Genomic DNA, 25,791 nt, shown 5'->3' on the forward strand with positions numbered 1-25,791 from the left:
TTGCCACCTGATGGAGTCAAACTTAATCACTAACCCTTGCTGCTGACGGCTGGTCAGCAACACGGGGAAATACGCCTGCAACAGTGCGTTTTTCCGGTAAATACGTTAACATTTCATTATTTACAGCCAAATTGCGCTTTCAGGCACTTTTTCAGCTTCGGGCAAAATGCGGCCATTTTTGGTTCAGTTCAGTCTGCCAACACGATATTTGGTCATGACCACTGATGACTTTTATTTATTTATAAAAGCTTACGGATTATAAGCAATATGACGGTTTTAAGCAAAGATTCAGTGCAGTTTTTATCTGTCTGTGCAGAAAGTGCCGGTCAGAGACTGGATAATTATTTAATACGGGAATTAAAAGGAGTACCGAAAAGTCATATTCAGCGCATTATTCGTAGCGGAGAAGTCCGGCTGAACAAAAAACGCTGTAAAGGAACAGACCGGATTCAGGTCAATGATGAGATCCGTTTACCTCCTATTCGCATTGCAGCCAGACACGCATCTGCAACAACTCTGGCTATTCCGGCTCAGGAATTTACGGTTGTGTATGAAGATGATGTATTACTTGTGATTAACAAACCAGCCGGTATTGCTGTACATGGCGGCAGTGGTATCAGTTTTGGCGTCATTGAGCAGCTGCGCCGCGCCCGCCCTGAGTCCCGTTATCTGGAGCTGGTTCACCGGCTGGATAAAGATACCAGCGGCTTGCTGATGATAGCCAAAAAACGCAGTGCTTTGGTCAAACTGCATGAATCAATCCGCCAGAATCATCCGCATAAAGTGTATCTAGCTCTGGCCATTGGCAACTGGCCGGAAAATATACGGCAAGTTAAACTTCCACTGCTGAAATATACCGGTGCACAAGGGGAAAAAATGGTACGTATCGCCGGTAATACTCAGGAAGGACAACGGGCACATACACAGTTCCGGATACTGCAACGTTATGCAGGCGAACAATTACACCATATGGGCATCAGAGCATTAACATTAATGGAAGCAACACTTAAAACAGGCCGCACCCACCAGATACGTGTCCATATGCAATCACAGTTATGCCCTATTGCCGGAGATGAGCGTTATGGTGATTATCAGATAAATAAGCGCCTGCAAAAAGCCGGGCTGAAAAGAATGTTTTTACATGCTGCTGAATTAACGCTGACTCATCCGGTTAGTGGCAATATTTTACAGCTTACCGCTCCTTTACCAGATGATCTGCAACTATTCCTGAATCATTTGCCCAAAACATCCGGCAAAATGTAAACGATGTTTATATCTGTCTGTATCTGCCTGTATCAAAATGCTTGCTGCTGCAGCCATTGTCTGAGTGCGGTACCACATTGATTATGACGCAGGCTATATTCAATGAAAGTTTTCATATAGCCAAGTTTGTTACCGCAATCATGTGAATAACCCTGAATCACAAAAGCATCCACAGCTTCCTGCTGCATCAGGGCGGCGATGGCATCAGTAAGCTGAATCTCGCCTCCTGCACCGGGCAGTGTTTTTTCCAGCTTAGACCAGATACCGGCTGAAAGTACATAACGGCCAACCACAGCCAGATCAGACGGAGCCTGTTCTGTTGAAGGTTTTTCGACAATGGCACTCATCCTGATGCTGTTTCCGGAGTCAGCCTGCTGACCATTACAATTAACAATACCGTATTTATTAACTTCACTCATCGGTACACGTTCAACCATAATCTGGCTGCGCTGTGTAGTCTGGAACTGTTTTAGCATTGCAGCCAGATTATCTGTAGCCAGATTACAGGCTTTTTCATCTATCAGCACATCTGGCAGTAAAACAGCAAATGGTTCATCACCAATAACTGAACGAGCACACAGCATTGCATGACCCAAACCTTTAGCTTCACTTTGACGGACTTGTATTATTTGCATTCCACGAGGTAATACATTTCGGATTTCATCCAATAATGTCATTTTACCCTTGTTCTGCAACTGTGTTTCCAACTCAAATGCTGTATCAAAGTGGTTTTCAATTGCCGCTTTAAATGCATGGTTAACCAGAACAATTTCATTAATTCCTGCAGCAGCACATTCCTGAACGATATATTGAATTAATGGCTTATCGGCCACAGTCAGCATTTCTTTTGGAATAGCTTTTGTGGCTGGTAACATACGTGTACCTAATCCTGCTACAGGAATTACTGCTTTCATCTAATTCTATCCTATTAAAATAGTATAAATATATTATTTAAAATAATATTATTTTAAAACAAAAAATTACTAGCTTAATTTAACATAAAATATGTCATAGATATTACCCGTTTATTATTCAGAATCAAAATTAATTTATGAGTAATATCTAAACACTTTAACTTTCATCTTACAGCTTAATCTGTAACTTACCCAGTGCAGTAAACACCTCAGCTACTGCCACTGCCCCCGGATCAGGCACTCCGGCGAGATTTTGCTGATTAACGTAAGATGAACGCCCTGCTCCGGCTTTATGCATCCCAGCAGTTTTTTCTGCTCCCTCTCTGGCTGCCTGTATGGCGGCAGAAAAATTCCGGTTCTGCCATACATCTAACGCCGGTTGTAATGCGTCAATCAGAGTTCGGTCACCTATATCTGCACCACCATAATGTTTCATTTGTGCCAGCCCGTTTAATAATGCATCTACGAGCGTACCGCCTGTCTGTAATTTCTGACCGGCTGCGGTGAAAAAAATCGACATTAATACCCCGCTTGAACCTCCCATAACAACAGACAGTCGCTCGCCAATGCACAGCAACAGTTGAGGCAAATCATTTAGCGGTAAGTGTTTTTGTACCAGCTGCGAGGCAATAGCATGAGCAGCATGAGCAAATGTACTTCCAGTATCGCCATCTCCTACTTTTGCATCCAGAGCATTAAGCTGATTTTCCAGCCGGATCAAAGTATCAGTTATGACAGTAATATATTCTGCTATCCGGGTATTTTCGGATGGAATATAAACTGACTGTTTATATTCAGTTTCACATACTACGGTTTTTAGTGGCTGTAAAACTATGGGTTTCTGCCATCCCTGTGTTTCTACGGGCGCATTAAGTGCCTTATTAAAGTAATCGTTCAGCTTCAGCAAGGAAAGTGAAAAACCTTTCATATCCAAGGAGGTTACCAGTGACGCAGGACCAATCAGTAAATCTGTCTGTTTACTAATAGCTGAATGCGCTAGCTCGCGTGTCAGTACGGCCATTTCTAACGCAGACACACCACCCAGATTATTAATTAAAACAGCAAAACGGCCCGCTCCGGCTGATTTTGATAATGTCTGAACCAGTGTATCGATCAGTATTTTGCTATTGTGCGTATCCTCTATTGAAGCACCCGGTTCGCCATGAATACCCAGACCAAGTTCGACCTGTCCGGCTTTAATTCGTCTTTCTTCCGTATAGTCTGGTAAATTACAGGTCTGCATGGCTACACCTAAGCTATACAGATTGTCACAGGTTTGCTGTGCTATCTCGCGTACCTGACATAAAGATTTACCTTCCTCTGCTGCATAACCTGCTATCTTGTGCACCAGTACTGTACCGGCAATACCGCGGGGTTGTCTGTTTTCTGGCAGTGAAATATCATCGGCAACAATAATCATCTCCACATTTATCCCATGACTTTTAGCCTTTTCTGCCGCAAGTCCGAAATTCAGCCGGTCTCCGGTATAATTTTTGACGATCAACAAACAACCTTGTTCACCCGTTACCGCCATAATTGCGCTAAATACCGCATCGACGCTGGGCGAAGCAAATAAATCTCCGCACACTGCTGCAGTTAACATACCTTTGCCAACAAAACCGGCATGTGCGGGCTCATGACCGGAACCACCGCCGGAAATAACTGCTACTTTGCTTTTATCCCAGTCATTACGCATCACTACCCGAATTGCCGGGTCCGTATCCAGCCTGACAAGGTTACCTTCAGGTGCGGAAATAATTAAACCCTCAATCGCTTCATTAACCAGTTGTTTACGGTCGTTAAAAAAGAATCTGGACATGATTTTCCAAGTTTTAATTACAAAATGACAAACATGAATGATGCTGAATACAGACTAAGCACATTAAACGGATTAATCGATTTCATCCTTCGAATATACAGGTATCAGTACCAACAGACTCAGCTTCAGTTTCGATACAATGTTTAAATTTATCTATAAAATACAGTACCGGATGTAGTACAACAACTTCCTTTATTCTATTGTTTCAGCTTACTAACTATCGTCTGATTTAACTTGCTCCGGTTAATAGCTGCGCTATTATAATTTAGACACTCATACAGATAAAGCTTGACCCGAATTCTTAAACAATAAGAACATAGACAAATATTAATTCAGATATAATTAGATTCTGGTTTAATTTCAGATATAAACCACTTTACACAATCAACAGAGCTGACAGAAACAGAATAGACTGACACAGACTAACAGCAGAGAATAAAGCAAATGACAATCAAAATTAATGGATCAGGGTCGACAAATGGCAATCCTGAAAAAAATAGCAGCTGGGAACGCAATATGCTGGAGAAGCTGTTACTTGAAGTATACCGCGAACAACGGCGCAATCGAATTTGGCGCTGGGTCTGGCGATTACTCTGGCTGTGCATTATTATTTTTATCATTACAGCAGCGATGGGAAGTTCAATACCCAATAGCCCACACACAGCGGTCATTGATCTGAGTGGTGTGATCAGCAGCGAGAATAATCAGGCAGAATTATTACGTAAAAGCCTTAAAACAGCCTATAAAAATAAAAATGTTAAAGGCATTATCATTCGTGCCAACAGCCCGGGCGGTTCACCGGTCATTTCCAGTATTGCCTATGAAGAAATCCGACATCTGAAAGCAAAACATCCGAAGATACCTTTATATGTTGTAACTGAGGATATGTGCGCCTCCGGTTGTTATTATATTGCCAGTGCTGCAGATAAAATTTATGCAGATCCGTCCAGCCTTGTCGGCAGTATCGGTGTTATTGGCAGCAGTTTTGACTTTACAGGTCTGATTGACAAACTTGGAATTAAACGCCGGGTAAAAATAGCCGGCAACAATAAAGATATGGGCGATCCATTTGTGCCGGAAACCCCGGAACAGGCGGAAATCTGGCAACAAATGCTAAGCAGTATTCATAAGCAATTCATTCAGGCGGTGCAGCAGGGGCGTGGTGACCGGTTAAAAGTTGCTGATAATCCGGACATATTCAGCGGTCGTGCTTATACCGGTGAAGAAGCTAAAGCAGTCGGACTAGTAGATGATTTTGGCAATATTTACACAGTTGCCCGCGATGTTATTGAAGCTCCGGAACTGGTAGATTACACTGCTGAAACCAGCTGGAAACGCTTCGGACGAAGCATAGGCAGCACATTACAGCAGAATTTTCAGGGTATGGCTGACAAACCATGGTGATATCCGGCTATAACCGCAATAATGAACAGATATTCTGATTATTATGCCCGTTTATGCTTTCTGCTCTAAATTACAGAACCATAAACGGGTATATTGTTATATATCATCAGATGAAAAGGTTATTGTTATAAAACATAAAATATTTATCGGCAGCAATTAAATAATTTATTCACCTACGCATACCGAATTTGATTATTTTCCACCCGAATTGATAGTGTTGTTGGTTATAATATTTCTTCCTTTTTCAATCATCAATATCATGTATCCTATTATTAAACCATTGCTATTCAGACTGGATCCTGAAAAAGCCCATTACCTGACATTAAAATCGCTGCAATGGTTACATCGTTATCATTGTGGTTTTTTACTGGGATGCAAACCAAGCTTCTCAATCATGCAGAAAAATACCAATAGTATTTTTCCTGACAACAATATTAACAATACTACAACTCTGATGGGACTAACGCTCCCCAATCCTGTAGGACTGGCTGCCGGTCTGGATAAAAATGGTGAATATATTGATGCACTTGCTATGCTGGGATTTGGTTTTATAGAAGTAGGCACTGTGACACCTCTACCTCAGGCAGGCAATCCTAAGCCGCGGTTATTCAGATTACCAAAGCAACAGGCAATTATTAATCGTATGGGCTTTAACAATTATGGTATTGATACTTTAATCAATAATATTGCAAATAGCAGGTATCGCGGCATATTGGGGATTAATATTGGCAAAAATGCTGCCACACCGATTGAAAAAGCAGTGGATGATTATCTGATTTGTCTGGAAAAAGCCTACCCGCATGCCAGTTATGTCACTGTTAATATTTCTTCACCCAACACACGTGATTTACGCAGCCTGCAAAGTGCCGGAGAGCTGGACAGATTATTAAACCACCTCAAAAACCGTCAGGCCCAGCTGGCTACTCAGCAAAGCCGCTATGTGCCTATTGCCATCAAAATTGCTCCTGATCTGGATGAAGAGCAAATTGAAGCCATTGCAGAGGTTGCATTGAATACTCAAATAGACGGAATTATTGCCACCAATACTACTATAGACAAAACTCCTTTGGGTACGCATAAATTTACTCAGGAAACTGGCGGGTTGTCTGGTCATCCCGTACAGACACAGAGCAATTACGTTCTGAATCAGTTATCTGCACACATTAATTCGCAAATTCCACTTATCGGTGTAGGGGGGATTACAACCGGTGCGGATGCCACAGAAAAAATCCGTCTTGGTGCCTCCGCCATCCAGTTGTATTCAGGTCTGATTTTTCGAGGTCCCCGGTTAGTTGCCGAATGTATCAAGAGCTGCTCACAGTTAAAATAATGTATCCGCTATTACAGTAAATACTACAAATTTAAGTTTTATATTTATTTGCAGACTACTTTGCCAGACAACTGTATGCAACTGCGTTTGGCAGGAAACTCTTGCCTGCGCTATGATGTCAATCGCACTATACAAACAGACCAGATTACTTTGTACAGTTTTTATCTGTACAGATGGAGACTGCACAAAGTGATTTGATTAAATTGAAAGCTCCATCATGCATAACAGCGACATATCGCTGCCGAAGGATATTCAGCGGCCGGCTGAAACGGTACTGGTAAATATTACTCCGCAAGAAACCAGAGTAGCCGTAATGGAAGAAAATACGTTGTGTGAAATTCATATTGAACGTAATTGCGGCCATGGTCTGGTAGGCAATATTTATCTGGGTGTGGTGCGTCGTGTATTACCCGGTATGCAAAGCGCCTTTATTGATATCGGACTGGAACGTGCCGCTTTTCTGCATATTGTTGATGTACTCGAGCAGCGTCAGCAACCAGAACAGATTCAGCGTATTGAACATACGCTGCATGAAGGACAATCAATTGTTGTACAGGTCATCAAAGACCCGATTAATACTAAAGGCGCACGTCTGTCTACGCAGATATCACTGGCAGGGCGTTTTCTCGTATATCTGCCCCAGGATGAGCATATCGGCATCTCACAGCGTATTGAAGACGAAGAGGAACGCAACCAGTTACGTGAACGGCTGGAAAATCTGTTACCAAAGGATGCTGCCCATGGCTATATTATCCGTACCAGTGCCGAAAATGCGACTGATGCAGAATTGCAGGCTGATATCAATTATCTGACCAAGCGATGGCAGCATATTCAGCAACTATCCAAAACCTGCCCGCCTGAAACATTACTGTATCAGGATTTACCCCTGAGTTTACGTGTATTGCGTGATATGTACAGTGACAATATCAATCACATTATTGTGGATTCAACCAGCCATTATCAACGCATGCACGAATTTGCCACGAATTATTCTCAGGGTGCGCTGGATAAATTGCAATTATTTCAGGATGATTGTCCGTTATTTGAAAAATACAATATCGAAGCCAAAATTAACCGTTCCCTGCAACCACGGGTGAATCTGGATTTTGGCGGCTATATTATTATTGAGCCGACAGAAGCTATGACCACTATTGATGTAAATACCGGTGGTTTTGTCGGTGCACGTAATTTTGAAGAAACTATCTTTAAAACCAATCTGGAAGCCTGCCATGTGATTGCACGTGAACTGCGTTTACGCAATCTGGGGGGGATTATCATTATTGATTTTATCGATATGACCAACGAAACACACCAGCAGGAAATTCTGACCGAGCTGGCACAAGCGCTGGCCTACGACCGTACCCGCGTTACACTTAACGGTTTTACCAGTTTAGGTCTGGTAGAGCTAACACGCAAACGTACCCGGGAAAATCTGACCCAGATATTGTGTGAACCCTGCCCTGTCTGTCATGGGCGTGGTCGCATCAAAACAGCACAAACTATGTGCTATGAGATTTTGCGCGAAATAGTGTGCGAATCACGTCGTCCTGATATTAAGCAATTGCGCATACTGGCCTCTCCCAGCGTCATAGATTTATTTCTGGATGAGGAAGCCGATTCTTTGAAAATGCTAAGTGATTTTATTGACAAGCCGATTGCTCTGGCAGTAGAAACCACTTACACTCAGGAACAATATGATATTGTGATTCAATAAATTTAATCTGCAAACGAGAAATTAAACATATGAATTTACCTGATGCTGCTCAGGCTGAAAACCTGTGGCAAACCATTCGTCATGAAACCGAAATAGCAGTCAGCAATGAACCTATACTGGCCAGCTTTCTGCACTTGAGTGTATTACGCCATAAAAATTTTGCTCGTATGCTGGCCTTTCATCTGTCTACCAAAATGTCCAGTGCTGTAATGGATGCGCGGGCGTTATTCGAGATTTATCTGGAGGCCTTACATCAGGATACTTCTATTATTCATGCAGCTCTGGCAGATATTGTTGCCTATTATGAACGCGATCCTGCCTGTGAAACCTATAGTTTACCATTATTGTATTACAAAGGTTTTCACGCCATACAGACCCATCGCATTAACCACTGGCTCTGGCAACAGAATCGTCATACTCTGGCCTATTTTTTACAAAATCGTGCTTCAGAAGTATTAGGAGTTGATATTCATCCAGCTGCTTCAATGGGCTATGGAATTATGATTGACCATGGTACGGGTGTGGTTATTGGTGAAACAGCGGTACTGGGCAATAATATTTCGCTGTTACACGGTGTTACTCTGGGTGGCTCTGGTAAACAGAGCGGTGACAGGCATCCGAAAATCAGTGACGGTGTTATGATTGGAGCCAATGCCTCTGTATTAGGCAATATTCGTGTACATACCTGCGCCAAAGTAGGTGCCGGCAGTGTCGTAGTTAATGATGTTCCGGAATATTCAACAGTAGTAGGTGTACCTGCGCGCGTTATCAGCAAAACAGATAATCATGAAAGTCCTGCTCAGGAAATGGATCAAAGAATTTAATTTGAATAAGCAGAAGTACACAATAGTTAATGTTAACCAGAAAATTCAACATAAATCTGTATTTAAGATCACAGGCAGCAAAATAAGCAGCTGCCTGTATTTTACAGTTTACCAATAAATCCGGAAAACATCTGCGCAGGAAACAGTCAGGGCAATCAAATTATATGCTATATGAATAAAATAACATAGATAATAAAAAAAGCAAACTCAACCAGAGCTTGCGATTTATTTGGTGGCGAATCAGGGATTCGAACCCCGGACACAAGGATTATGATTCCTCTGCTCTAACCGACTGAGCTAATTCGCCGTATCTCATTTCAAGAGAGACGCAATTATACGATATTTTTCTGATTATGCAAGCACTCAAAAAGAAAAAATTTTTATTTTATTGTTTTTATAAATCATTTTATATGACTTCAATTCATATAGTATTTATCTGGCGTTTAAAGAGCGATAAATGTGCATTTAAAGGAGAATAACACAGTGTTTTACCGGTTTGGCACAGGTATCTGCATGCTTTATGATACAATTCAGCCATTTTTAAATATCGCCTGTTTTCAAGGAATATCATGAGTTTGAAATGTGGCATTGTGGGTTTGCCCAATGTAGGCAAATCTACCCTGTTTAACGCCCTTACCCAGTCTGGTATTGAAGCTGCCAATTATCCTTTCTGTACTATTGAGCCTAATGTCGGTATTGTTGAAGTGCCGGATGATCGCATGGAAGAACTGGCTAAAATCGTTAATCCCAAACGAACCCAGCCGGCTATCGTTGAATTTGTCGATATTGCCGGGCTGGTAGCCGGAGCCAGTAAAGGCGAAGGTCTGGGTAATCAGTTTCTCGCTAATATCCGTGAAACTGATGCCATCGTAAACGTTGTGCGCTGCTTTGATGATGATAACATTGTGCATGTTTCCGGAAAGGTAGATCCGATTTCGGATATTGAAGTCATTGGTACTGAGCTGGCACTTGCAGATTTGGCCAGTGTAGAAAAAACCATCATACGCGAAAACAAGAAAGCCAAATCCGGTGATAAAGAAGCACAAAAACTGGTGGCTATTCTGGAACGCTTACAACAACATTTGCTTGAAGGTAAACCCGTACGTTCAGCGGGACTCGATCAGGATGAGCTAACACTGATTAAACCTTTATGTCTGCTTACTGTAAAACCGGCAATGTACGTAGCCAACGTAGCTGAAGACGGATTTGATAACAACCCGCATCTGGAACGCCTACAACAACTGGCGGCACAGGAAAATGCACCTGTTGTTGCACTATGTGCAGCAATGGAAAGCGAAATTGCCGATCTGGATGAGGCTGATAAAGCCGAATTTCTGCAAGAAATGGGTTTAAAAGAACCAGGGCTGAATCGCCTGATTCGCGCCGGCTACGACTTACTCGGTTTGCAAACTTATTTTACTGCCGGTGTTCAGGAAGTCAGAGCATGGACCATCCATAAAGGCGATACAGCCCCTCAGGCTGCCGGTGTTATTCATACCGATTTTGAACGTGGTTTTATCCGTGCTCAGGTTATTGCTTACGAAGATTTCATTGCCTGCGGAGGTGAAGCCAAAGCTAAAGAGGCCGGTAAAATGCGTGCTGAAGGCAAGGAATACATCGTAAATGATGGTGATGTAATTCATTTCCTGTTTAACGTATAACCATTAATCTCTTTAAACCAGCTATATTCTTATCCAGAATGTAGCTGGTTTATGCATTCCGGTTAATAATAAATTTATTTTTTAGCCTGACATATCGAATCCTCTCGGTTCGGTTATCTAAACCATCTGCCGGCAACCAATAAATATCAGCTTTGATATTGGTTATCCTATGGATATTACCGTGTCTATTGATAAACAGAAACTGATAAAGTATTTCCGGCCATTACCAAACTAATGAATTATCAATTTATTACAACCACAAATGCAGCAATAAACAAATCGTGTAAAATAATGCATCATTATTATTAGGCGGTAAAACAGACTAACCACCCAAAACCAGCAAAAATATGATATTGCTATTTTGTTTTTATGAGCAGTCTGAGCCAGACAAACTTTATTTTAGCCAATTTATTTAATTTGAAAGAACAAAATCCAACCATGACCAGCGTTGTTCACGACTTACAGCAACGAGGCCTGATAGCTCAAACCACTGATGCTCAGGCTCTTGATACGTTATTAAACGAAAAGAAAATTACTCTGTACTGCGGTTTCGACCCGACAGCCGACAGTCTGCATATCGGTCACCTGTTACCTATTCTGGTTTTACGCCGCTTTCAACTGGCCGGGCATACACCAATTGCGCTGGTAGGAGGTGCCACTGGTATGATTGGTGACCCAAGCTTCAAAGCACAGGAACGTTCACTCAACACTTTAGAAACCGTACAGGACTGGGTAGCCAAAATACGCGCGCAGCTACAACCTTTCCTTAGCTTCAGTGGTGACAATGCTGCCATTATGGCAAATAATTTTGACTGGTTCGGCAGCATGAATTGTCTGGATTTTCTGCGCGATATCGGCAAACATTTTTCTGTAAATGCCATGCTGAACAAAGAATCAGTAAAACAGCGTCTAAGCCGTGATGATGTAGGTATTTCATTTACCGAATTTGCCTATGCTCTGCTTCAAGGTTACGATTTTGCTGAATTGTATCGCCGCTACGGTGCCGTATTGCAAATCGGCGGTTCGGATCAGTGGGGTAATATCACCGGAGGGATTGACCTCTCCCGTCGGCTACATCAGGCTACCGTTTATGGTTTGACACTACCACTGGTGACTAAAGCTGACGGAACTAAATTTGGTAAAACCGAAGGTGGTGCAGTCTGGCTGAGTGCAGAAAAAACCTCTCCTTACCAGTTCTATCAGTTCTGGTTAAAAGTTGCTGATGCGGATGTATATAAATTCCTCAAATATTTTACTTTCCTCAGTGTGGCAGAGATAGAGGCTATTGAAGCCAGCGATCAGGCCAGTGGCAGTAAGCCACAAGCACAGCGCATTCTGGCAGAGGAAATGACCCGACTGATTCATGGTGAAGAAGCTCTGGCTGCAGCACAGCGTATTTCTGCCAGCCTGTTTGCCGAAGATCAGAGTGCACTTACTGAAAACGATTTTCAGCAATTATCTCTGGATGGCTTACCTGCATTTCCGGTTACTGAATCCATCAATATCGTGCAGGCCTTAACTACTGCGTCACTGGCCAAATCCAATAATGAAGCACGCGGCTTTATCAGTCAGGGAGCAGTCATGGTTAACGGGCAAAAAATTGACAGTGCTGATTACGTATTCAGCAGCAATGATAAACGTTTCGGGCACTACACAATTTTGCGGCGTGGTAAACGCAACCATGCACTACTGGTATGGCAATAAATTTTCATATTTTGCAAATACATCACTCAAGGGAGTTAATATGAGTAACCACTGCACTATTCTGCAACACCTGCCCGTTGGCGAAAAAGTCGGCATTGCTTTTTCCGGCGGGCTGGATACCTCTACAGCATTACTCTGGATGAAACTGAAAGGCGCTTTACCTTATGCCTATACAGCTAATCTGGGACAGCCTGATGAAGATGATTATGATGCTATTCCGCAAAAAGCACTCGAATACGGTGCTCAAAAAGCCCGTCTGATTGATTGTCGCACACAGCTGGCGCATGAAGGTATTGCTGCAATACAAAGCGGAGCATTCCATGTACATACGGGTGGTATGCCTTATTTTAATACTACCCCGCTGGGACGGGCTGTTACCGGCACAATGCTGGTAGCCGCAATGAAAGAAGACGATGTACATATATGGGGTGATGGTTCCACCTATAAAGGCAATGATATTGAACGCTTCTATCGCTACGGACTGTTAACCAATCCGGCTTTACGCATCTACAAGCCATGGCTGGATCAACAATTTATTGATGAGCTGGGCGGGCGGCATGAAATGTCTGAATTTCTGATTGCTCAGGGTTTTGACTATAAAATGTCTGTTGAAAAAGCCTACTCAACCGACTCCAATATGCTCGGTGCTACCCATGAAGCTAAAGATCTGGAAATGCTCAATAGCAGCATGAAAATCGTACAGCCGATTATGGGCGTGGCTTTCTGGGATGAACAGGTAAACATTCCGGCTGAAGAAGTAAGTGTGCGGTTTGCAGAAGGTGTACCGGTGGCTTTAAATGGTGTTGAATACCATGATCCGGTAGAGCTGATTCTGGAAGCCAACCGTATTGGCGGCCGACATGGTCTTGGCATGACAGACCAGATTGAAAATCGTATTATTGAGGCTAAATCACGCGGTATTTATGAAGCACCGGCAATGGCATTGCTGCATATTGCTTATGAACGCCTGCTTACCGGCATCCATAACGAGGATACGATTGAACAGTACCGCATTAATGGTCTGCGTCTGGGCAGACTGCTGTATCAGGGACGCTGGTTTGATTCACAGGCGCTTATGCTGCGTGAAACTGCGCAACGCTGGGTAGCCAAAGCCATTACCGGTGAAGTTACGCTGGAATTACGCCGCGGTAATGATTACTCTATTCTCAATACCGAATCATCCAATCTTACTTATCAGCCGGAGCGGTTAAGCATGGAAAAAGTAGATAATGCTGCCTTTTCCCCTGCCGACCGTATCGGTCAGCTTACCATGCGTAATCTGGATATTATCGATACCCGCAACAAATTGGGTATATATACTCAGAGCGGGCTATTATCAGTAAGTCAGGATGCACTGCTACCTCAGTTAACTGATAAAAAAGATATCTTATAAAAATCTATCATTTCTAGAACCGGATAATACTAATTTATTATCCGGTTTTTTATTTACTCACATAATAAATTGCAACAATAAATAATACGATTTAATTATTTATCAAAGAACAAACCGTATCTATAGTAGCCCCGGCTGAACCTGAGTCAGCATATGTTAAATGATCATCAGGTCGTAAAATCAATGCCTCTTCAATACTATCTCCTTCTCCTAGATAACGCGAACTGTGCTCCTCACAGTTAATTTCTTTTTTACTATAGCTTGTTCCGCTAACTCCTACTCGTCGTGAAACAGCTTCAACCAAGCCGTCAGGCTTTTTATATTGTTATAAGAAAGAATATTTGTTAATTTATCCTTTTATTGGAATGAGAAGAAATATAGAATTTTTCAAAGATAACTAATAGAAAAATAAAACTATTGATATCTTTATTTTTCTACCCAACTTAAATATTGTGACCAGCCCGGATCAAATTCGCACTCAATTTTAACTGAAAGGGTTTTATACTGGTCTGCCAGACGTTGTGCCAATGCGATAGCTGATTGTTTATCCTGCACATGCCATAAAATGGTTCTTACGCCCTGATAAAATGTATTTTGACAATGAATGCCCTGTTTATTAAATCGTAGAGCTGGATTAATAGTATCTTCTAGTTCATAAACCAGAGATAAATTTTCCTTACTATCCACATCGGCTGTTATAGTTAGAGCATAGCAATAATTCAAATCACCTACCAATACATCAGCTGTCTCATTTCTTTGCACAAGTCTTTTGTGATCAGGATCATTTTGATCAATTATTTCAAATACATTCCATCTATCCTCTTTATCAGAAAGAGGAAAAATACCTGTATGCTTTAATTTATCTTGCCATAACTGATCAAACACCGTTACAAATTCATTAAGAGGTACTGCGGTTGCCTCTTTGGGAATTTCTAAAAAGTTGACACACCCGATTTTAATAGAAAAATCATATTCTCCTAATGCATGATCAAGCAAGATAAATGCAGTCGACTGTGCGATTTGCTTCTTCTCTTCAGGAATAGTTTTACCAAACACAATTTCCAAAGAGATTTTACGATATTCTTCATGATGATAAATCAATAAATCAGCAGGACCCAATGAAAGAGAATGATCATGATGCGTTATAGAGAATGCATCCAGATTTTTAACCCGCGTCCTAAATGCTTCTATTTCAAAAAAATTCAGATCCGGTGCATGTTTAACGATTCGTATCACCAGCTCAAACTGCTCAATTCGGCCTTCAGCCGTAAAAATTATTTTATGATTTTTTTATCTCCTCGTGTAAGCTCAGCAATAACATTTAATTGATTATCTATTAAAAGATTATTGAGATTTTCCATGATAGAGATTGGCTCTAGCGTATTAAATGTCTGCTCAGATGCTTTTACCTGTGTCCAGAATGTTTGAATAGCGAGAGATATCTTATCTTGAGCGATTGGTTTATCTTGTACTGATTGAATATCAGAATTTGATTTTTTTCTCCAGAATTTTTTAAAAAACATAAAGCTTCCCCTTAATTGATTGATAAAAACCATACCAAATAAGTTCCTGAGTATAAGTTAAAAATTGGTCATATTTTTCTTTTATCATAATTTTTATGATATACATCAGGTTATAAATAAATTTTCATTTATACAATATCTTAATGATGAATGATAGTTTATAACATCTATAAATCATATACTTAACTGAATTCAATTCACAAACGAGCAAAAAATACAGATAAATTCAAGTTTTGTAGCCATATGAAGACATAAACACATATTTTGACAGGCTTAGCACTACCAATCTTTGACATGACAGCATAAAAACTTGATATAGTGTCTAGGGCTATTTTATGAGATACAGAAATTAATCAATTTAATTTTATTAAGAAAAAAATTGACTAATGTAAGGAGTATATATTCTGCTTACCTTGAAAAACTATAGTATAGATAAATATTACAAATAAATCATTTTAAATAAATAATGGAAAATATCAATATATTATCCTATAAATAGGATCTACCTAATCCTAATAAAATTAGAAGATATTAATATTAATTCAGATAAACAGATACAAACGGAAAATATAATGAAGATATATGATTGTTTTGAACAGAATGGTTATGCTGTTATTAATGATTTAATTACTCCTCAGCAACTAACAGATATAGAACAACAATTAGAACAGATTAATTTAACTACTGCCGGCAGTCGTGAGCTTCTGACACAACCATGGTGTCAGATACTTGCTAACAATTTGAAAAATAATACTCAGCTTACTTCCTTGCTCCCAATAAACCCGGTGGCAATCCAATGCACATTATTCAAAAAATCAGCCGATAAAAACTGGCTGGTACCTTTACATCAGGATTTAAGCATAGCAGTCAGACATCAGTTTTCTGATACTCAGTTTACCGGCTGGTCACATAAACAAAATATGTTATTTGTACAACCACCGGCACAATATATGCAGCAACTGGTAGCTGTGAGGCTACACATAGATGATTGCCAGCACGAGCATGGTCCGCTTAAAGTAGTTGCCGGTACTCATCAGTATGGAAGAATCAATGAATCAACGCTACCACAGCTTCGAGACCAAAAAGGCGAGCAAGAATGCACCCTGTCTAAAGGAGGAGCTGTTATCATGCGACCACTTATTGTGCATTCTTCGTCAAAAGCTATTCAGACTAATGGCAGACGTGTACTACACTTTTTATATGCGCCCGGAGATTTGGCTGAAATTATTCCTTTTCAATTCTGTATTTGATTCTCTCAACACAACTACTCAGGATTCAGATATAACTCATTTCAAAACGAATACTATTAATTTTTATAATAAATTTAATCTATTGAAAGCAAAAAATACATATTTATTATTAATAAATTAATTCAAACATGTTTTAATTTACCTAATTTATTTAATCAATAATTTAATCATATCCTGCTGTTTGATACATTAGGCAGATATCTGAAGTTTATCAATATCAGATATCTGCCAGGGAACAATTGCGCTGCCATAAAGAGGTTTTACAACGTAAATGACCAATATACTGTAATGGATATACTGGTACAACTGAAGGGATATCACCGGCACGCATATGCAATAAATCCCCGGGAGCAACCCATTCAGCCGGCGTTTTGGTTAAAGGCAATCCTGCATAATTATAGGCAGCGACAACCAGTTGCGAACAAAAGTAACGGTCTGAAGAAAAAGGCGTTACCTGTACTACAGCCATGGTATTCAGGCACAAATGGCGAAAAGCTCGCGGAATAACTGGCAATTCACACACTTTACGGGTAACTGTATAAGGTGTCTGCTTGATAATCCCCATATAATTATATTTCCCGCCAGCCTCTGCTCTGGCAAATTCACGGATTTTTTCAGCCTGTAAATCATTTAGCTGCGGATGGCGATAAACGGCCAGTAACGGACTTTCATCAACGCTTTCAGCCAGAGACATAATATGCACACCACCACCCACGGCTTCTGCTATTTCTCCATCTCCTAAATACAGAAATGCATGGCTAACCGAAGTATTACCAAACAAGCGCAAAACACGGGAATTGAGACTTGAGTCGGCAGAAAATAAAATATCACCGCTTTGTAAATCCATCGGCTGAACCAATACTACTCCTGTCTGTGGCGCAGTATTTTGTCGCTGAAATTTTACTGATACATGTTTTTTTTCACCCGAAACATTAGGAACTCGCTGAAACTGTGCGGTACAGGCAAAAAGTAAATTACAGCATAAAATTAAAAACAGGAATTTAAAAAATTTCATAGATGAAATGATTTTATATTTTACTGAATACTTATCATTAAATAGATTTAATGTTTACTTAGTTATAAATAAATATGCCATTTTTATTTATATATTATTTGCATATTCGAAAAACCGTTACTATTAAAAATAATGAACAAATAATTCATATTAATCATATTTTATTTTTACCAACATGCATATTAACACTTTATTAATAATTATTCACTTATCTGAAAATTTTTTTAAAGTAATACAATTCTGATGATTTTAAATTGATACCAGCTCATCCAACCTATTATTGTCAAATAAAACTATCAATTTTCTATACAAAGGATAATACAGATATTCTGATTTCTTTAAAATTTTTATTGGCATAAAAAAACCCTGCTTTAAGCAGGGTTTTTCATCAATATAAAATTAGAAAAATTATCTAACTTTTTTAGCTACCTGAGTGCGGATTTTCACATCTACACGGCGATCAGGTGCAATACATTCGATTAAAGCAGTACGTTTCTTAGCAGCTGAAACTTTCTTACCTAATTTAGCAACTTCACGCTGACAAGTTTCAGTCATGCGGGCTTCAGATTTACCCAAGCCGACTGCTGAAATTTTCCCAGCAGGAACACCTTTAGAAACCAGATACTGAGCAACAGTATTAGCACGACGATCAGACAAAGTCTGATTATAAGCATCTGAACCTTTAAAGTCGGTATGACCTTCAACACGTACAACCTGTACGCTGCTGTCTGCCAGACGGGTAGCCAACTGATCCAGAGTATCGATCGCTTCAGGACGCAGGGTAAATTTATCAAAGCCAAACAGGAAGTTAGCAGACAAAGATACTGTTTCATCAACAAATTTAGGTGCTTCTGGAGCAGCCTGTGCAATTGGGTGACCACAATTGTTACCCAGAGTTGGTTCTTGATCGTTGTTGAAACGGTTTTTCACACATTCAGGTGTACCATCGGCACCATTTTCGCGGGTGACGATAATTTCGCCAGTTCCTTTTTCAGGAGCAGAACTGGTAGTATAGCCATTGTAAGCACCAGCAGGTTCACCGGTCCAGTCGGCACCCGGTACAACACCATTGGCAAAAGCGGCAGTTGAAGCAGCCATAGCAACGATCAATGCGCTCAATTTTAGCTGTTTGGTCATGTTATTCCCTCATCAAAAAATTTGTTATGTGTTGATTCAGCCTGAAATTCGTCTGATCAATACACAAATACCATTTACAGGCCGCTCAAACCGGGCGGGTAGCTTGGTAAATCAAGTCTATACTATAAAAAACCGCAGCATAAACTGTCAATATGCAAACTACCAAGGCGAAGCTGCTAGACGACCCGCTTCCTAACTGTGCATCATGCCTAAAAAATAGCTTTGTGTCACTTATTTACAACTAAATTCACGCGTTTACCCTAATTAAGTTGCATGAAAACAACAAGCAAGCTTCTATTATCTTAAGGGTCTGCTACAGGTGGATTAACGTGTAAAAATGTTAAGCTTAGAGTGAAAGTGTTCCATGTCAGAATGGGTAAATTGAGTTATGATGCAGATAAAGAAGCTTTTTTGTTGTATTTGAGCGACAATTAAAAACTTCAAACCTAAAAGGGGCTGAAATACTATGAAGCTGCAACAGTTACGTTATGCAGTTGAAGTTTATCGTCAGAATCTGAATGTTTCAGAAGCAGCGGAGGTACTGTTTACTTCTCAGCCTGGTATTTCCAAGCAAATACGCATGCTGGAAGAAGAACTGGGCGTACGGTTATTTATTCGTCATGGAAAACGCATGGTTGCGGTGACAGCTCCGGGCAAAATTGTTCTGGAAACTGCCGAGCGGATTTTACGTGAAGTACAGAATATTAAAAGTATTGGTACAGAATTTGCCGACCAGAATATTGGATCCTTGACCATTGCCACCACACATACACTGGCCCGATATGCTCTGCCAAAAATTATCTCAGCGTTTGTTGAATGTTATCCGCAGGTACAGCTGAGCATCCATACAGCCAGCCCTAAAGCCATTAGTCATATGGTACTGGAGGGAGAAGTTGATTTTGCCATTGGTATGGAAATGGAAAGTGAGCATCCTGAATTACGCAAATTGAGCTGTAAAGCCTGGAATCGCAGTATCGTAGTTCCTGATAATCATCCTCTGCTTGATTTAAAGCGGCCATTACGGCTCGAAGACATAGCAGCTTATCCGCTCATCACTTATGATATTGCTTTCGCTGAACAATCTAAAATCGCCCGTGCTTTTACTCAGGAAGGCTATCAGTTACCCAGAGTTAAACTGGCTTCAGCCGATACGGATGTCATTAAAACTTATGTTGCTCAGGGACTGGGTATCGGATTGCTGGCCACTATGGCTTTTGATAGTAAACAAGATGAAGGTTTACAGCAGATTAGTGCAGAACATCTGTTTGAACCTTCCTTTATCCAGATAATACTCAGACAGGATGTTTATCTGCGTGGTTTTGGCTATGAGTTTCTGGCCTTATTCGCTCCTGGGTTAACACGGTCGCGGATTGAATCAGCCCTGTATTCTTCTTACGAAGAAGATTTTTCAATTTAATAGTATTTATCCCCGATACAAAACAAAGCCATTTTTATCAGATGATAAAAATGGCTTTGTAAATACTTTAACTGATATCAGGGCATCAGCATTCCGCCGTTCACATGCAGCGTTTGTCCGGTAATGTAACGAGCTTCTTCACTGGCCAGAAACAAAACTGCGGCGGCCACATCTTCTACAGTTCCAAAATGATTCAATGCCGTTTGCCCAGCAAAAAAATCACGCTGCTCTTGCGGTAAAACTTTTGTCATATCGGTTTCGATAAAACCAGGAGCTACACAATTTACGGTAATCCCGCGCGAGCCTACTTCACGCGCCATTGATTTACTGAATCCGACTAACCCGGCTTTGGCTGCAGCATAATTAGCCTGACCGGCATTACCGATAAAACCGACTACAGAGGTTATATTGATAATTCTGCCCCAGCGTGCTTTCATCATACTGCGGGTGACTGCTTTGCTGGCACGGAAAGCGGATTTCAGATTAATTTGCATGATTTCATCCCATTCTGATTCTTTCATGCGCATCAGCAAATTATCACGGGTAATACCGGCATTATTAACCAGTATGGCAATATTACCGATATTACTTTCAATGTCGGCAATCAGATTTTCAATACTGTTTTCTTCAGCGATACGTAATTCTCGCCCTTCTCCGCCAAAATCAGCCAGTGCTTCATTGATACTAGTCACACCTGCAGCAGAAGTGGCTGTACCAATTACTTTAGCACCTTTTTCTGCCAGAAAACGGGCAATAGCAGCGCCAATTCCACGGGTAGCACCAGTTACCAGCGCAATTTTACCTGTTAAATCCTGATTCATAACTTATTCCTTTAGCTCTCAACATGTGCAGCAATAAAACTTTCTATGCTTTGCACACTGGTTAATGCAACGCAACTGGCGCTCTTATCAATCCGTTTAGCCAGTCCGGCCAGCACTTTACCCGGACCGCATTCAGCAAATTCTGTTATTCCGTCAGCTACCAGTTTGCTTACTGTTTCAGTCCAGCGCACAGGTGAATATAACTGCTGTACCAGAGCCTGTTTAATTGTTTCCGGTTCTGAATGCACCGCAACATCAACATTATGCAATACCGGAATTTGTGGTTTTGAAATATTGATCTGCTCCATGGCCGCAGCCAGTTTGGTCGCAGCTGGTTTCATCAGACAGCAGTGTGAAGGCACTGATACAGGTAACGGCAGTGCACGCTTGGCTCCGGCAGTTTTAGCAAGCTCACAGGCACGATTAATGGCAACAGCAGTCCCGGCAATCACCACCTGACCGGGTGAGTTGTAATTTACGGCTTCGGCAACTGTACCGGATAATTCATTTTGTGCCTGTAAACATACCTGACGCACGATATTATCATCCAGTCCCAGTATTGCGGCCATGGCACCCTCTCCGGCTGGTACAGCTTCCTGCATTAATTGTGCACGCAGACGAACCAGTTTCACAGCATCATGAAATGCTAGGCTGCCGGCAGCGACCAGCGCAGTGTATTCTCCTAAACTGTGCCCGGCCAGCATCACAGGTAACTGACCATGCAATTGCTGATATACACGCCATGTAGCAATACCGGCAGTCAGCATCAGGGGCTGAGTATTAACGGTTTCGTTCAGGGCTGTGCTGTCTTCCCCGTTCATCAATGTCCATAAATCCTGATTAAGTGCTTCTGATGCCTGTTCAAATATTTCTTTAACAACTGGCATATCATTAAAGCCGGACATCATATTGAGACTTTGTGACCCCTGTCCGGGAAAGAAAAAAGCAATACTCATGATCTTCCTTGAATTGAATAAAACTAATGTCCGGACATTTATTGTGCCGGAGGCTGATTGGTCTGTAATGGCTGTTCGTGGTGCAGAAACATTTTGGCACCTGCCGGGGCACCTATTGCGTAAGCAAGATTAGCTTCCAGTGACTGGGCAAAAGGCCCCTGATAGATTTTGTTACCCATATGGGTCAGGTTAGAGCGTGCATCAACATAAATCTTACCGCCTAACTGATTCCATAAGCGGCAAAAACTAAAATCTTCAGATAAATAACGCTTCGTCACCGGATCAACAAGACAATCGTAAAAGCGATAGTGATATCCCCTATCAGTAACACCGATAGAATCAGGCTGATATTGCAACTCAGGATAAGCTTCCATCAGACGGATAAATACTTCCCGCTTGATAATCATAAATCCGGTCGGCGCCTCTGGCAGCTCAATAAAGCCTTCATCATCTACCTGTACATGCACCTCATGATTAGTATCTGCCTTACTGATATTGATGGTATAGCGAGTATAAGTGGCATTAAACTGCTGCTGGGTCATATGCTCAGGAATACCTTCGTCCGGCCATGACTCACGCTTAAGCGGATAAACACCTGCAACAATATCGCGATCTGCCAGCAGCAGACGCTGAAAAGCTTCCGGTGAAAAACCGATATCAGTATCAATCCAGCATAAGTGCGTCCATTCCGGATGCGACAGAAATTCTGCAACACAGTTATTCCGTGCACGGGTAATCAGACTTTCACCCTGATGCATAAATACCTGTATTGGAAAACCTGCACTGGTATGCGCAGCAACTAAAGCCAGCAATGACTGTACATAATTACCAAAATACCGCCCGTCATGACTGGGCGACATAATAACCGGATACATATTGGCTAACGCAGATTGAGATAGCATAATCCGATCCTGATAAGAACAATATTAATATTTTAAGGTAACCGCACCCCAGGCAAAGCCACCTCCGATACCTTCAAGCAACAAGGTCTGGCCGCGTTTAATCCGACCGGATTTAATTCCTTCATCCAGTGCCAGCGGAATAGAGGCAGCAGAAGTATTGCCCTGCTCAGCAAGGGTAACAATAACTTTATCCATTGATACACCAAGATGGCGTGCAGTAGATTCGATAATGCGCAGATTGGCCTGATGCGGAATAATCCAGTCTATATCAGACGGCTGTAAACCGGATTGATCAATGACTTCTTTTGCAATATTAGCCAGTGCTTTTACTGCAAACTTATAGACAGCCTGCCCATCCATATATAGATAGGGCGAACCTTCAATCTTGCCTGCTGCAATTTTTCCCGGTGTTTGCAGAATATGACTGTAATTACCATCAGCCTGTAATTTGGTATGGATGATACCGCCTTCCTGTTCAGAAGCACCCAGAATAACTGCACCGGCACCATCACCAAACAACACACAGGTACGCCGATCATTCCAGTCAAGCAGACGACTGAACGTTTCCGCGCCAATAACCAGTGCCTTACTGGCCATGCCACTTTTAATATAAGCATTGGCAGTAGCCATTGCATACATAAAACCGGCACAGACTGCCTGAACATCAAATGCCGGACAGCCGGAAATACCCAGCTTATTCTGCACAATACAGGCAGTAGCAGGAAATGTCATATCCGCAGTTGAGGTAGCCACAATAATGAGATCAATTTCGTTTGCATCAATACCTGCATCGGCCAGCGCAATCTGTGCTGCAGAAACAGCCATATCACTGGTCTGTTCATTTTCTGCGGCAATATGACGCGCTTTGATACCGGTACGCGTTGCAATCCACTCATCCGAGGTATCAACAAATTTGCTCAGGTCATCATTAGTCAGGCGGCGTGCAGGCAGGTAACTGCCTGTACCCAGAATATGGGCATTCAGCATGGCATTGTCTTTAATTTACGGCAAAGGGCATATTTTAAACAAAGTCATTTGACTTGTCTGCCTTTACAACAAGATGATTTATTCTTCCATAACAGCCAGCTGACGTGCAACACCGGCCTGAATTTTTGTAATTGAATCTGCTTTGATGGCTTTATAAGCTTCCTGCAGGGCAAAACAGAAACCTGTAGCATCCGTACCGCCATGGCTTTTAATTACGACACCACGTAATCCCAGAAAAATGGCACCATTAAAACGCCGCGGATCAAGACGCCGCTTAAATCCCTTTAATGTTGGTAACGCAATTAATGCGGCCAACTTATTAAACCAGCTGCGGGTAAACTCTTCTTTAACAACTGAACCGGCAAATTTCACCGCTCCTTCGATACTTTTGAGCATTGCATTACCGGTAAAACCATCAACTACCAGCACATCAACTTCAGCTGTAAAAATAGAATTACCTTCAACATTGCCGACAAAATTCAGATCACTGCGTCGTAAAAGCTGATGAGTTTCTTTAGCAGCTGCGTTACCCTTGATGTCTTCAGTACCGACATTGAGTAAGCCTACTCTTGGTTGCATATTTTCAGGAAACAATGCTGCCACCTGCTGACTACCAACAATAGCAAACTGCAAAAGCTGGGTGCTGCTGCAATCGACATTGGCACCCAGATCCAGCACCAGTGTCATATGATTATTGCGGCCGGGCAGGAATTTAGCAATTGCCGGACGATCAACACCGTCAATGGTTTTCAATACAAAGCGGGCAGTTGCCATCAGTGCTCCGGTATTGCCGGCTGATACAGCTGCCTGTGCCAGACCTTCTTTAATCTGGTTGATGGCTACACGCATCGAAGAATCTTTTTTATTCTTGAGCGCAGAAGTCGGTTCTTCATCCATGCCTACCACTTCACTGGCCGGACAAATGGTAATCCGTTCCATGGAAGCATTAACTTTATTTAATGCATTTCTGATTTTGGCTTCATCACCAACCAGAATCAGTGCTGCGTCAGTTTGCTGCTGTAAAAATGTCAGCGCCCCCGGAATGGTTATATCCAGACCGAAATCGCCGCCCATGGCATCTACAGCAATGGTTTTCAGGGTCATAGATCATGCCTCTGATGTAGCTTGGGCTGCAACATGCTCGTAGTGCTCATCAATATCAAGCGCATCCCAAGGATAGTTAATCCACCAGTCATCAACCTGTATTGCACTATAAAAAGGTAAATCTGCCGGCAATACCCCTTTTTTGGGTTTGCGCTTTTCATGCAGTACTGCTACCCCAAGATGCTGGAATCCTTCATGCTGTAATTCGCGAATACAGTATTCGAGCGTAGCCCGGCTGTCATCCACTTCATCAACAATCAGTAGTTTTTTGTTTTTTAATTTTTCGTCAAAACCATTAGTCCACTGTATTTTCTGCGGCTGGTCAGTCGGGCAGTCGTTAACGTCATAATAAGACAAAGTAACGGTATATACAGGAATATTCAAAAAACTACGCAATATACGTGCCGGAATAAATCCACCACCACCGATAGCGATCATTGCATCAAATGAATGCTCTGATTTCTGAATTTTTTCTGCCAGCTGTTTAATGGCACGATGTATGTCTTCGTAGTTATACCAGATTTTTTTCATGGGAAACCCGAGTCAGTGTAAAGCAGGCCATTGAGGCTGCCGGGAAAGTGGAAGCAGTTTATTTTAGCAGGATAATTACCCTGCTAATATTGGATACAAAAAAGCCAGTGATTGCAGATGCA

At 41.6% G+C, this 25,791-nt stretch carries 22 protein-coding genes and 1 tRNA gene; 10 read left to right on the plus strand and 13 right to left on the minus strand.

Going from position 1 to position 25,791, the window contains the following annotated elements; all coding sequences use genetic code 11:
- Positions 1-267 precede the first annotated feature (267 nt).
- Entirely contained in the window at positions 268-1,263 is a 996-nt protein-coding gene (locus H3V01_RS07155; RefSeq protein ID WP_198186360.1) for an RluA family pseudouridine synthase, read from the plus strand.
- 32 nt (positions 1,264-1,295) lie between these two features.
- Here the strand turns inward: H3V01_RS07155 and galU are convergent, their stop codons facing one another.
- Both galU and H3V01_RS07165 read right to left on the minus strand, forming a co-directional pair.
- Positions 1,296-2,177 (minus strand): UTP--glucose-1-phosphate uridylyltransferase GalU, encoded by an 882-nt coding sequence (gene galU, locus H3V01_RS07160; protein ID WP_198186361.1) that lies wholly within the window; start codon positions 2,175-2,177, stop codon positions 1,296-1,298.
- A 169-nt stretch (positions 2,178-2,346) separates the two neighbouring features.
- Positions 2,347-3,996 carry a dihydroxyacetone kinase subunit DhaK gene (locus tag H3V01_RS07165; protein ID WP_198186362.1) on the minus strand — a complete coding sequence of 550 codons (1,650 nt, stop codon included), beginning with the start codon at positions 3,994-3,996 and terminating at the stop codon, positions 2,347-2,349.
- Between the two features lie 444 nt (positions 3,997-4,440).
- Between H3V01_RS07165 and sppA the strand changes: the two genes are divergently transcribed.
- The 4 genes from sppA to cysE all read left to right on the plus strand — a co-directional run bounded on the left by sppA (position 4,441) and on the right by cysE (position 9,268).
- A complete protein-coding gene (sppA, locus tag H3V01_RS07170; RefSeq protein WP_174830607.1) occupies positions 4,441-5,400 on the plus strand; it encodes a signal peptide peptidase SppA in 960 nt (319 codons plus the stop codon).
- 259 nt (positions 5,401-5,659) lie between these two features.
- The gene (locus tag H3V01_RS07175) at positions 5,660-6,730 is read left to right on the plus strand and encodes a quinone-dependent dihydroorotate dehydrogenase (protein WP_198186363.1); all 1,071 of its coding nucleotides are present in this window, start codon (positions 5,660-5,662) and stop codon (positions 6,728-6,730) included.
- 217 nt (positions 6,731-6,947) lie between these two features.
- Positions 6,948-8,444: a ribonuclease G gene (rng, locus tag H3V01_RS07180; protein WP_198186364.1), complete on the plus strand. Its 1,497-nt coding sequence runs from the start codon at positions 6,948-6,950 to the stop codon at positions 8,442-8,444.
- 29 nt (positions 8,445-8,473) lie between these two features.
- The gene (gene cysE, locus H3V01_RS07185) at positions 8,474-9,268 is read left to right on the plus strand and encodes a serine O-acetyltransferase (RefSeq protein WP_025331328.1); all 795 of its coding nucleotides are present in this window, start codon (positions 8,474-8,476) and stop codon (positions 9,266-9,268) included.
- A 230-nt stretch (positions 9,269-9,498) separates the two neighbouring features.
- Here cysE and H3V01_RS07190 read toward each other — a convergent pair.
- Positions 9,499-9,575: transfer RNA gene (locus tag H3V01_RS07190), tRNA-Met, on the minus strand.
- 262 nt (positions 9,576-9,837) lie between these two features.
- Here H3V01_RS07190 and ychF point away from each other — a divergent pair.
- The 3 genes from ychF (at position 9,838) to argG (ending at position 14,026) form a co-directional block, all read left to right on the plus strand.
- Positions 9,838-10,929 (plus strand): redox-regulated ATPase YchF, encoded by a 1,092-nt coding sequence (ychF, locus tag H3V01_RS07195; RefSeq protein ID WP_084551757.1) that lies wholly within the window; start codon positions 9,838-9,840, stop codon positions 10,927-10,929.
- Between the two features lie 438 nt (positions 10,930-11,367).
- A complete protein-coding gene (tyrS, locus tag H3V01_RS07200) occupies positions 11,368-12,633 on the plus strand; it encodes a tyrosine--tRNA ligase (protein WP_198186365.1) in 1,266 nt (421 codons plus the stop codon).
- A 40-nt stretch (positions 12,634-12,673) separates the two neighbouring features.
- The gene (gene argG, locus H3V01_RS07205; protein WP_198186366.1) at positions 12,674-14,026 is read left to right on the plus strand and encodes an argininosuccinate synthase; all 1,353 of its coding nucleotides are present in this window, start codon (positions 12,674-12,676) and stop codon (positions 14,024-14,026) included.
- A gap of 426 nt (positions 14,027-14,452) precedes the next feature.
- Here the strand turns inward: argG and H3V01_RS07210 are convergent, their stop codons facing one another.
- Together H3V01_RS07210 and H3V01_RS07215 are read right to left on the minus strand one after the other, a co-directional pair.
- A complete protein-coding gene (locus H3V01_RS07210; RefSeq protein ID WP_198186367.1) occupies positions 14,453-15,262 on the minus strand; it encodes a hypothetical protein in 810 nt (269 codons plus the stop codon).
- 38 nt (positions 15,263-15,300) lie between these two features.
- The gene (locus H3V01_RS07215) at positions 15,301-15,549 is read right to left on the minus strand and encodes a hypothetical protein (RefSeq protein ID WP_198186368.1); all 249 of its coding nucleotides are present in this window, start codon (positions 15,547-15,549) and stop codon (positions 15,301-15,303) included.
- Between the two features lie 572 nt (positions 15,550-16,121).
- Here H3V01_RS07215 and H3V01_RS07220 point away from each other — a divergent pair.
- The gene (locus H3V01_RS07220) at positions 16,122-16,799 is read left to right on the plus strand and encodes a phytanoyl-CoA dioxygenase family protein (protein ID WP_110414563.1); all 678 of its coding nucleotides are present in this window, start codon (positions 16,122-16,124) and stop codon (positions 16,797-16,799) included.
- Between the two features lie 217 nt (positions 16,800-17,016).
- Here the strand turns inward: H3V01_RS07220 and H3V01_RS07225 are convergent, their stop codons facing one another.
- The gene (locus tag H3V01_RS07225; RefSeq protein WP_037393062.1) at positions 17,017-17,814 is read right to left on the minus strand and encodes a hypothetical protein; all 798 of its coding nucleotides are present in this window, start codon (positions 17,812-17,814) and stop codon (positions 17,017-17,019) included.
- A gap of 408 nt (positions 17,815-18,222) precedes the next feature.
- The gene (locus H3V01_RS07230; RefSeq protein WP_025331335.1) at positions 18,223-18,951 is read right to left on the minus strand and encodes an OmpA family protein; all 729 of its coding nucleotides are present in this window, start codon (positions 18,949-18,951) and stop codon (positions 18,223-18,225) included.
- Positions 18,952-19,417: 466 nt separating this feature from the next.
- On the opposite strand from H3V01_RS07230, the gene H3V01_RS07235 reads away from it, so the two are divergent.
- On the plus strand, positions 19,418-20,368 hold the full coding sequence (locus H3V01_RS07235) for a CysB family HTH-type transcriptional regulator (RefSeq protein ID WP_198186369.1): 951 nt from the start codon (positions 19,418-19,420) through the stop codon (positions 20,366-20,368).
- A gap of 77 nt (positions 20,369-20,445) precedes the next feature.
- On the opposite strand, the gene fabG is transcribed toward H3V01_RS07235, so the two are convergent.
- The 6 genes from fabG to H3V01_RS07265 all read right to left on the minus strand — a co-directional run bounded on the left by fabG (position 20,446) and on the right by H3V01_RS07265 (position 25,669).
- On the minus strand, positions 20,446-21,189 hold the full coding sequence (fabG, locus tag H3V01_RS07240) for a 3-oxoacyl-ACP reductase FabG (protein ID WP_041879020.1): 744 nt from the start codon (positions 21,187-21,189) through the stop codon (positions 20,446-20,448).
- 11 nt (positions 21,190-21,200) lie between these two features.
- Complete coding sequence (gene fabD / locus H3V01_RS07245; RefSeq protein ID WP_198186370.1) at positions 21,201-22,145, minus strand: ACP S-malonyltransferase; 945 nt, start codon at positions 22,143-22,145, stop codon at positions 21,201-21,203.
- 38 nt (positions 22,146-22,183) lie between these two features.
- Positions 22,184-23,047 (minus strand): hypothetical protein, encoded by an 864-nt coding sequence (locus tag H3V01_RS07250; RefSeq protein ID WP_198186371.1) that lies wholly within the window; start codon positions 23,045-23,047, stop codon positions 22,184-22,186.
- Between the two features lie 24 nt (positions 23,048-23,071).
- Entirely contained in the window at positions 23,072-24,034 is a 963-nt protein-coding gene (locus H3V01_RS07255) for a beta-ketoacyl-ACP synthase III (protein ID WP_084563492.1), read from the minus strand.
- A gap of 78 nt (positions 24,035-24,112) precedes the next feature.
- A complete protein-coding gene (gene plsX, locus H3V01_RS07260; protein ID WP_198186458.1) occupies positions 24,113-25,132 on the minus strand; it encodes a phosphate acyltransferase PlsX in 1,020 nt (339 codons plus the stop codon).
- Between the two features lie 9 nt (positions 25,133-25,141).
- Positions 25,142-25,669 (minus strand): phosphoribosyltransferase, encoded by a 528-nt coding sequence (locus H3V01_RS07265; protein ID WP_025331342.1) that lies wholly within the window; start codon positions 25,667-25,669, stop codon positions 25,142-25,144.
- Between the last annotated feature and the right edge of the window lie 122 nt (positions 25,670-25,791).

This window comes from Snodgrassella sp. M0351, assembly GCF_016100575.1.
In the GTDB taxonomy this organism is placed as follows: Bacteria; Pseudomonadota; Gammaproteobacteria; order Burkholderiales; family Neisseriaceae; genus Snodgrassella; species Snodgrassella alvi.

Bases quoted from the DNA above. Each gene is read 5' to 3' on its own strand.
- H3V01_RS07155 (WP_198186360.1), top strand. From the start codon at position 268: ATGACGGTTTTAAGCAAAGATTCAGTGCAGTTTTTATCTGTCTGTGCA.
- galU (WP_198186361.1), bottom strand. From the start codon at position 2,177: ATGAAAGCAGTAATTCCTGTAGCAGGATTAGGTACACGTATGTTACCA.
- H3V01_RS07165 (WP_198186362.1), bottom strand. From the start codon at position 3,996: ATGTCCAGATTCTTTTTTAACGACCGTAAACAACTGGTTAATGAAGCG.
- sppA (WP_174830607.1), top strand. From the start codon at position 4,441: ATGACAATCAAAATTAATGGATCAGGGTCGACAAATGGCAATCCTGAA.
- H3V01_RS07175 (WP_198186363.1), top strand. From the start codon at position 5,660: ATGTATCCTATTATTAAACCATTGCTATTCAGACTGGATCCTGAAAAA.
- rng (WP_198186364.1), top strand. From the start codon at position 6,948: ATGCATAACAGCGACATATCGCTGCCGAAGGATATTCAGCGGCCGGCT.
- cysE (WP_025331328.1), top strand. From the start codon at position 8,474: ATGAATTTACCTGATGCTGCTCAGGCTGAAAACCTGTGGCAAACCATT.
- ychF (WP_084551757.1), top strand. From the start codon at position 9,838: ATGAGTTTGAAATGTGGCATTGTGGGTTTGCCCAATGTAGGCAAATCT.
- tyrS (WP_198186365.1), top strand. From the start codon at position 11,368: ATGACCAGCGTTGTTCACGACTTACAGCAACGAGGCCTGATAGCTCAA.
- argG (WP_198186366.1), top strand. From the start codon at position 12,674: ATGAGTAACCACTGCACTATTCTGCAACACCTGCCCGTTGGCGAAAAA.
- H3V01_RS07215 (WP_198186368.1), bottom strand. From the start codon at position 15,549: ATGTTTTTTAAAAAATTCTGGAGAAAAAAATCAAATTCTGATATTCAA.
- H3V01_RS07220 (WP_110414563.1), top strand. From the start codon at position 16,122: ATGAAGATATATGATTGTTTTGAACAGAATGGTTATGCTGTTATTAAT.
- H3V01_RS07225 (WP_037393062.1), bottom strand. From the start codon at position 17,814: ATGAAATTTTTTAAATTCCTGTTTTTAATTTTATGCTGTAATTTACTT.
- H3V01_RS07230 (WP_025331335.1), bottom strand. From the start codon at position 18,951: ATGACCAAACAGCTAAAATTGAGCGCATTGATCGTTGCTATGGCTGCT.
- H3V01_RS07235 (WP_198186369.1), top strand. From the start codon at position 19,418: ATGAAGCTGCAACAGTTACGTTATGCAGTTGAAGTTTATCGTCAGAAT.
- fabG (WP_041879020.1), bottom strand. From the start codon at position 21,189: ATGAATCAGGATTTAACAGGTAAAATTGCGCTGGTAACTGGTGCTACC.
- fabD (WP_198186370.1), bottom strand. From the start codon at position 22,145: ATGAGTATTGCTTTTTTCTTTCCCGGACAGGGGTCACAAAGTCTCAAT.
- H3V01_RS07250 (WP_198186371.1), bottom strand. From the start codon at position 23,047: ATGCTATCTCAATCTGCGTTAGCCAATATGTATCCGGTTATTATGTCG.
- H3V01_RS07255 (WP_084563492.1), bottom strand. From the start codon at position 24,034: ATGCTGAATGCCCATATTCTGGGTACAGGCAGTTACCTGCCTGCACGC.
- H3V01_RS07265 (WP_025331342.1), bottom strand. From the start codon at position 25,669: ATGAAAAAAATCTGGTATAACTACGAAGACATACATCGTGCCATTAAA.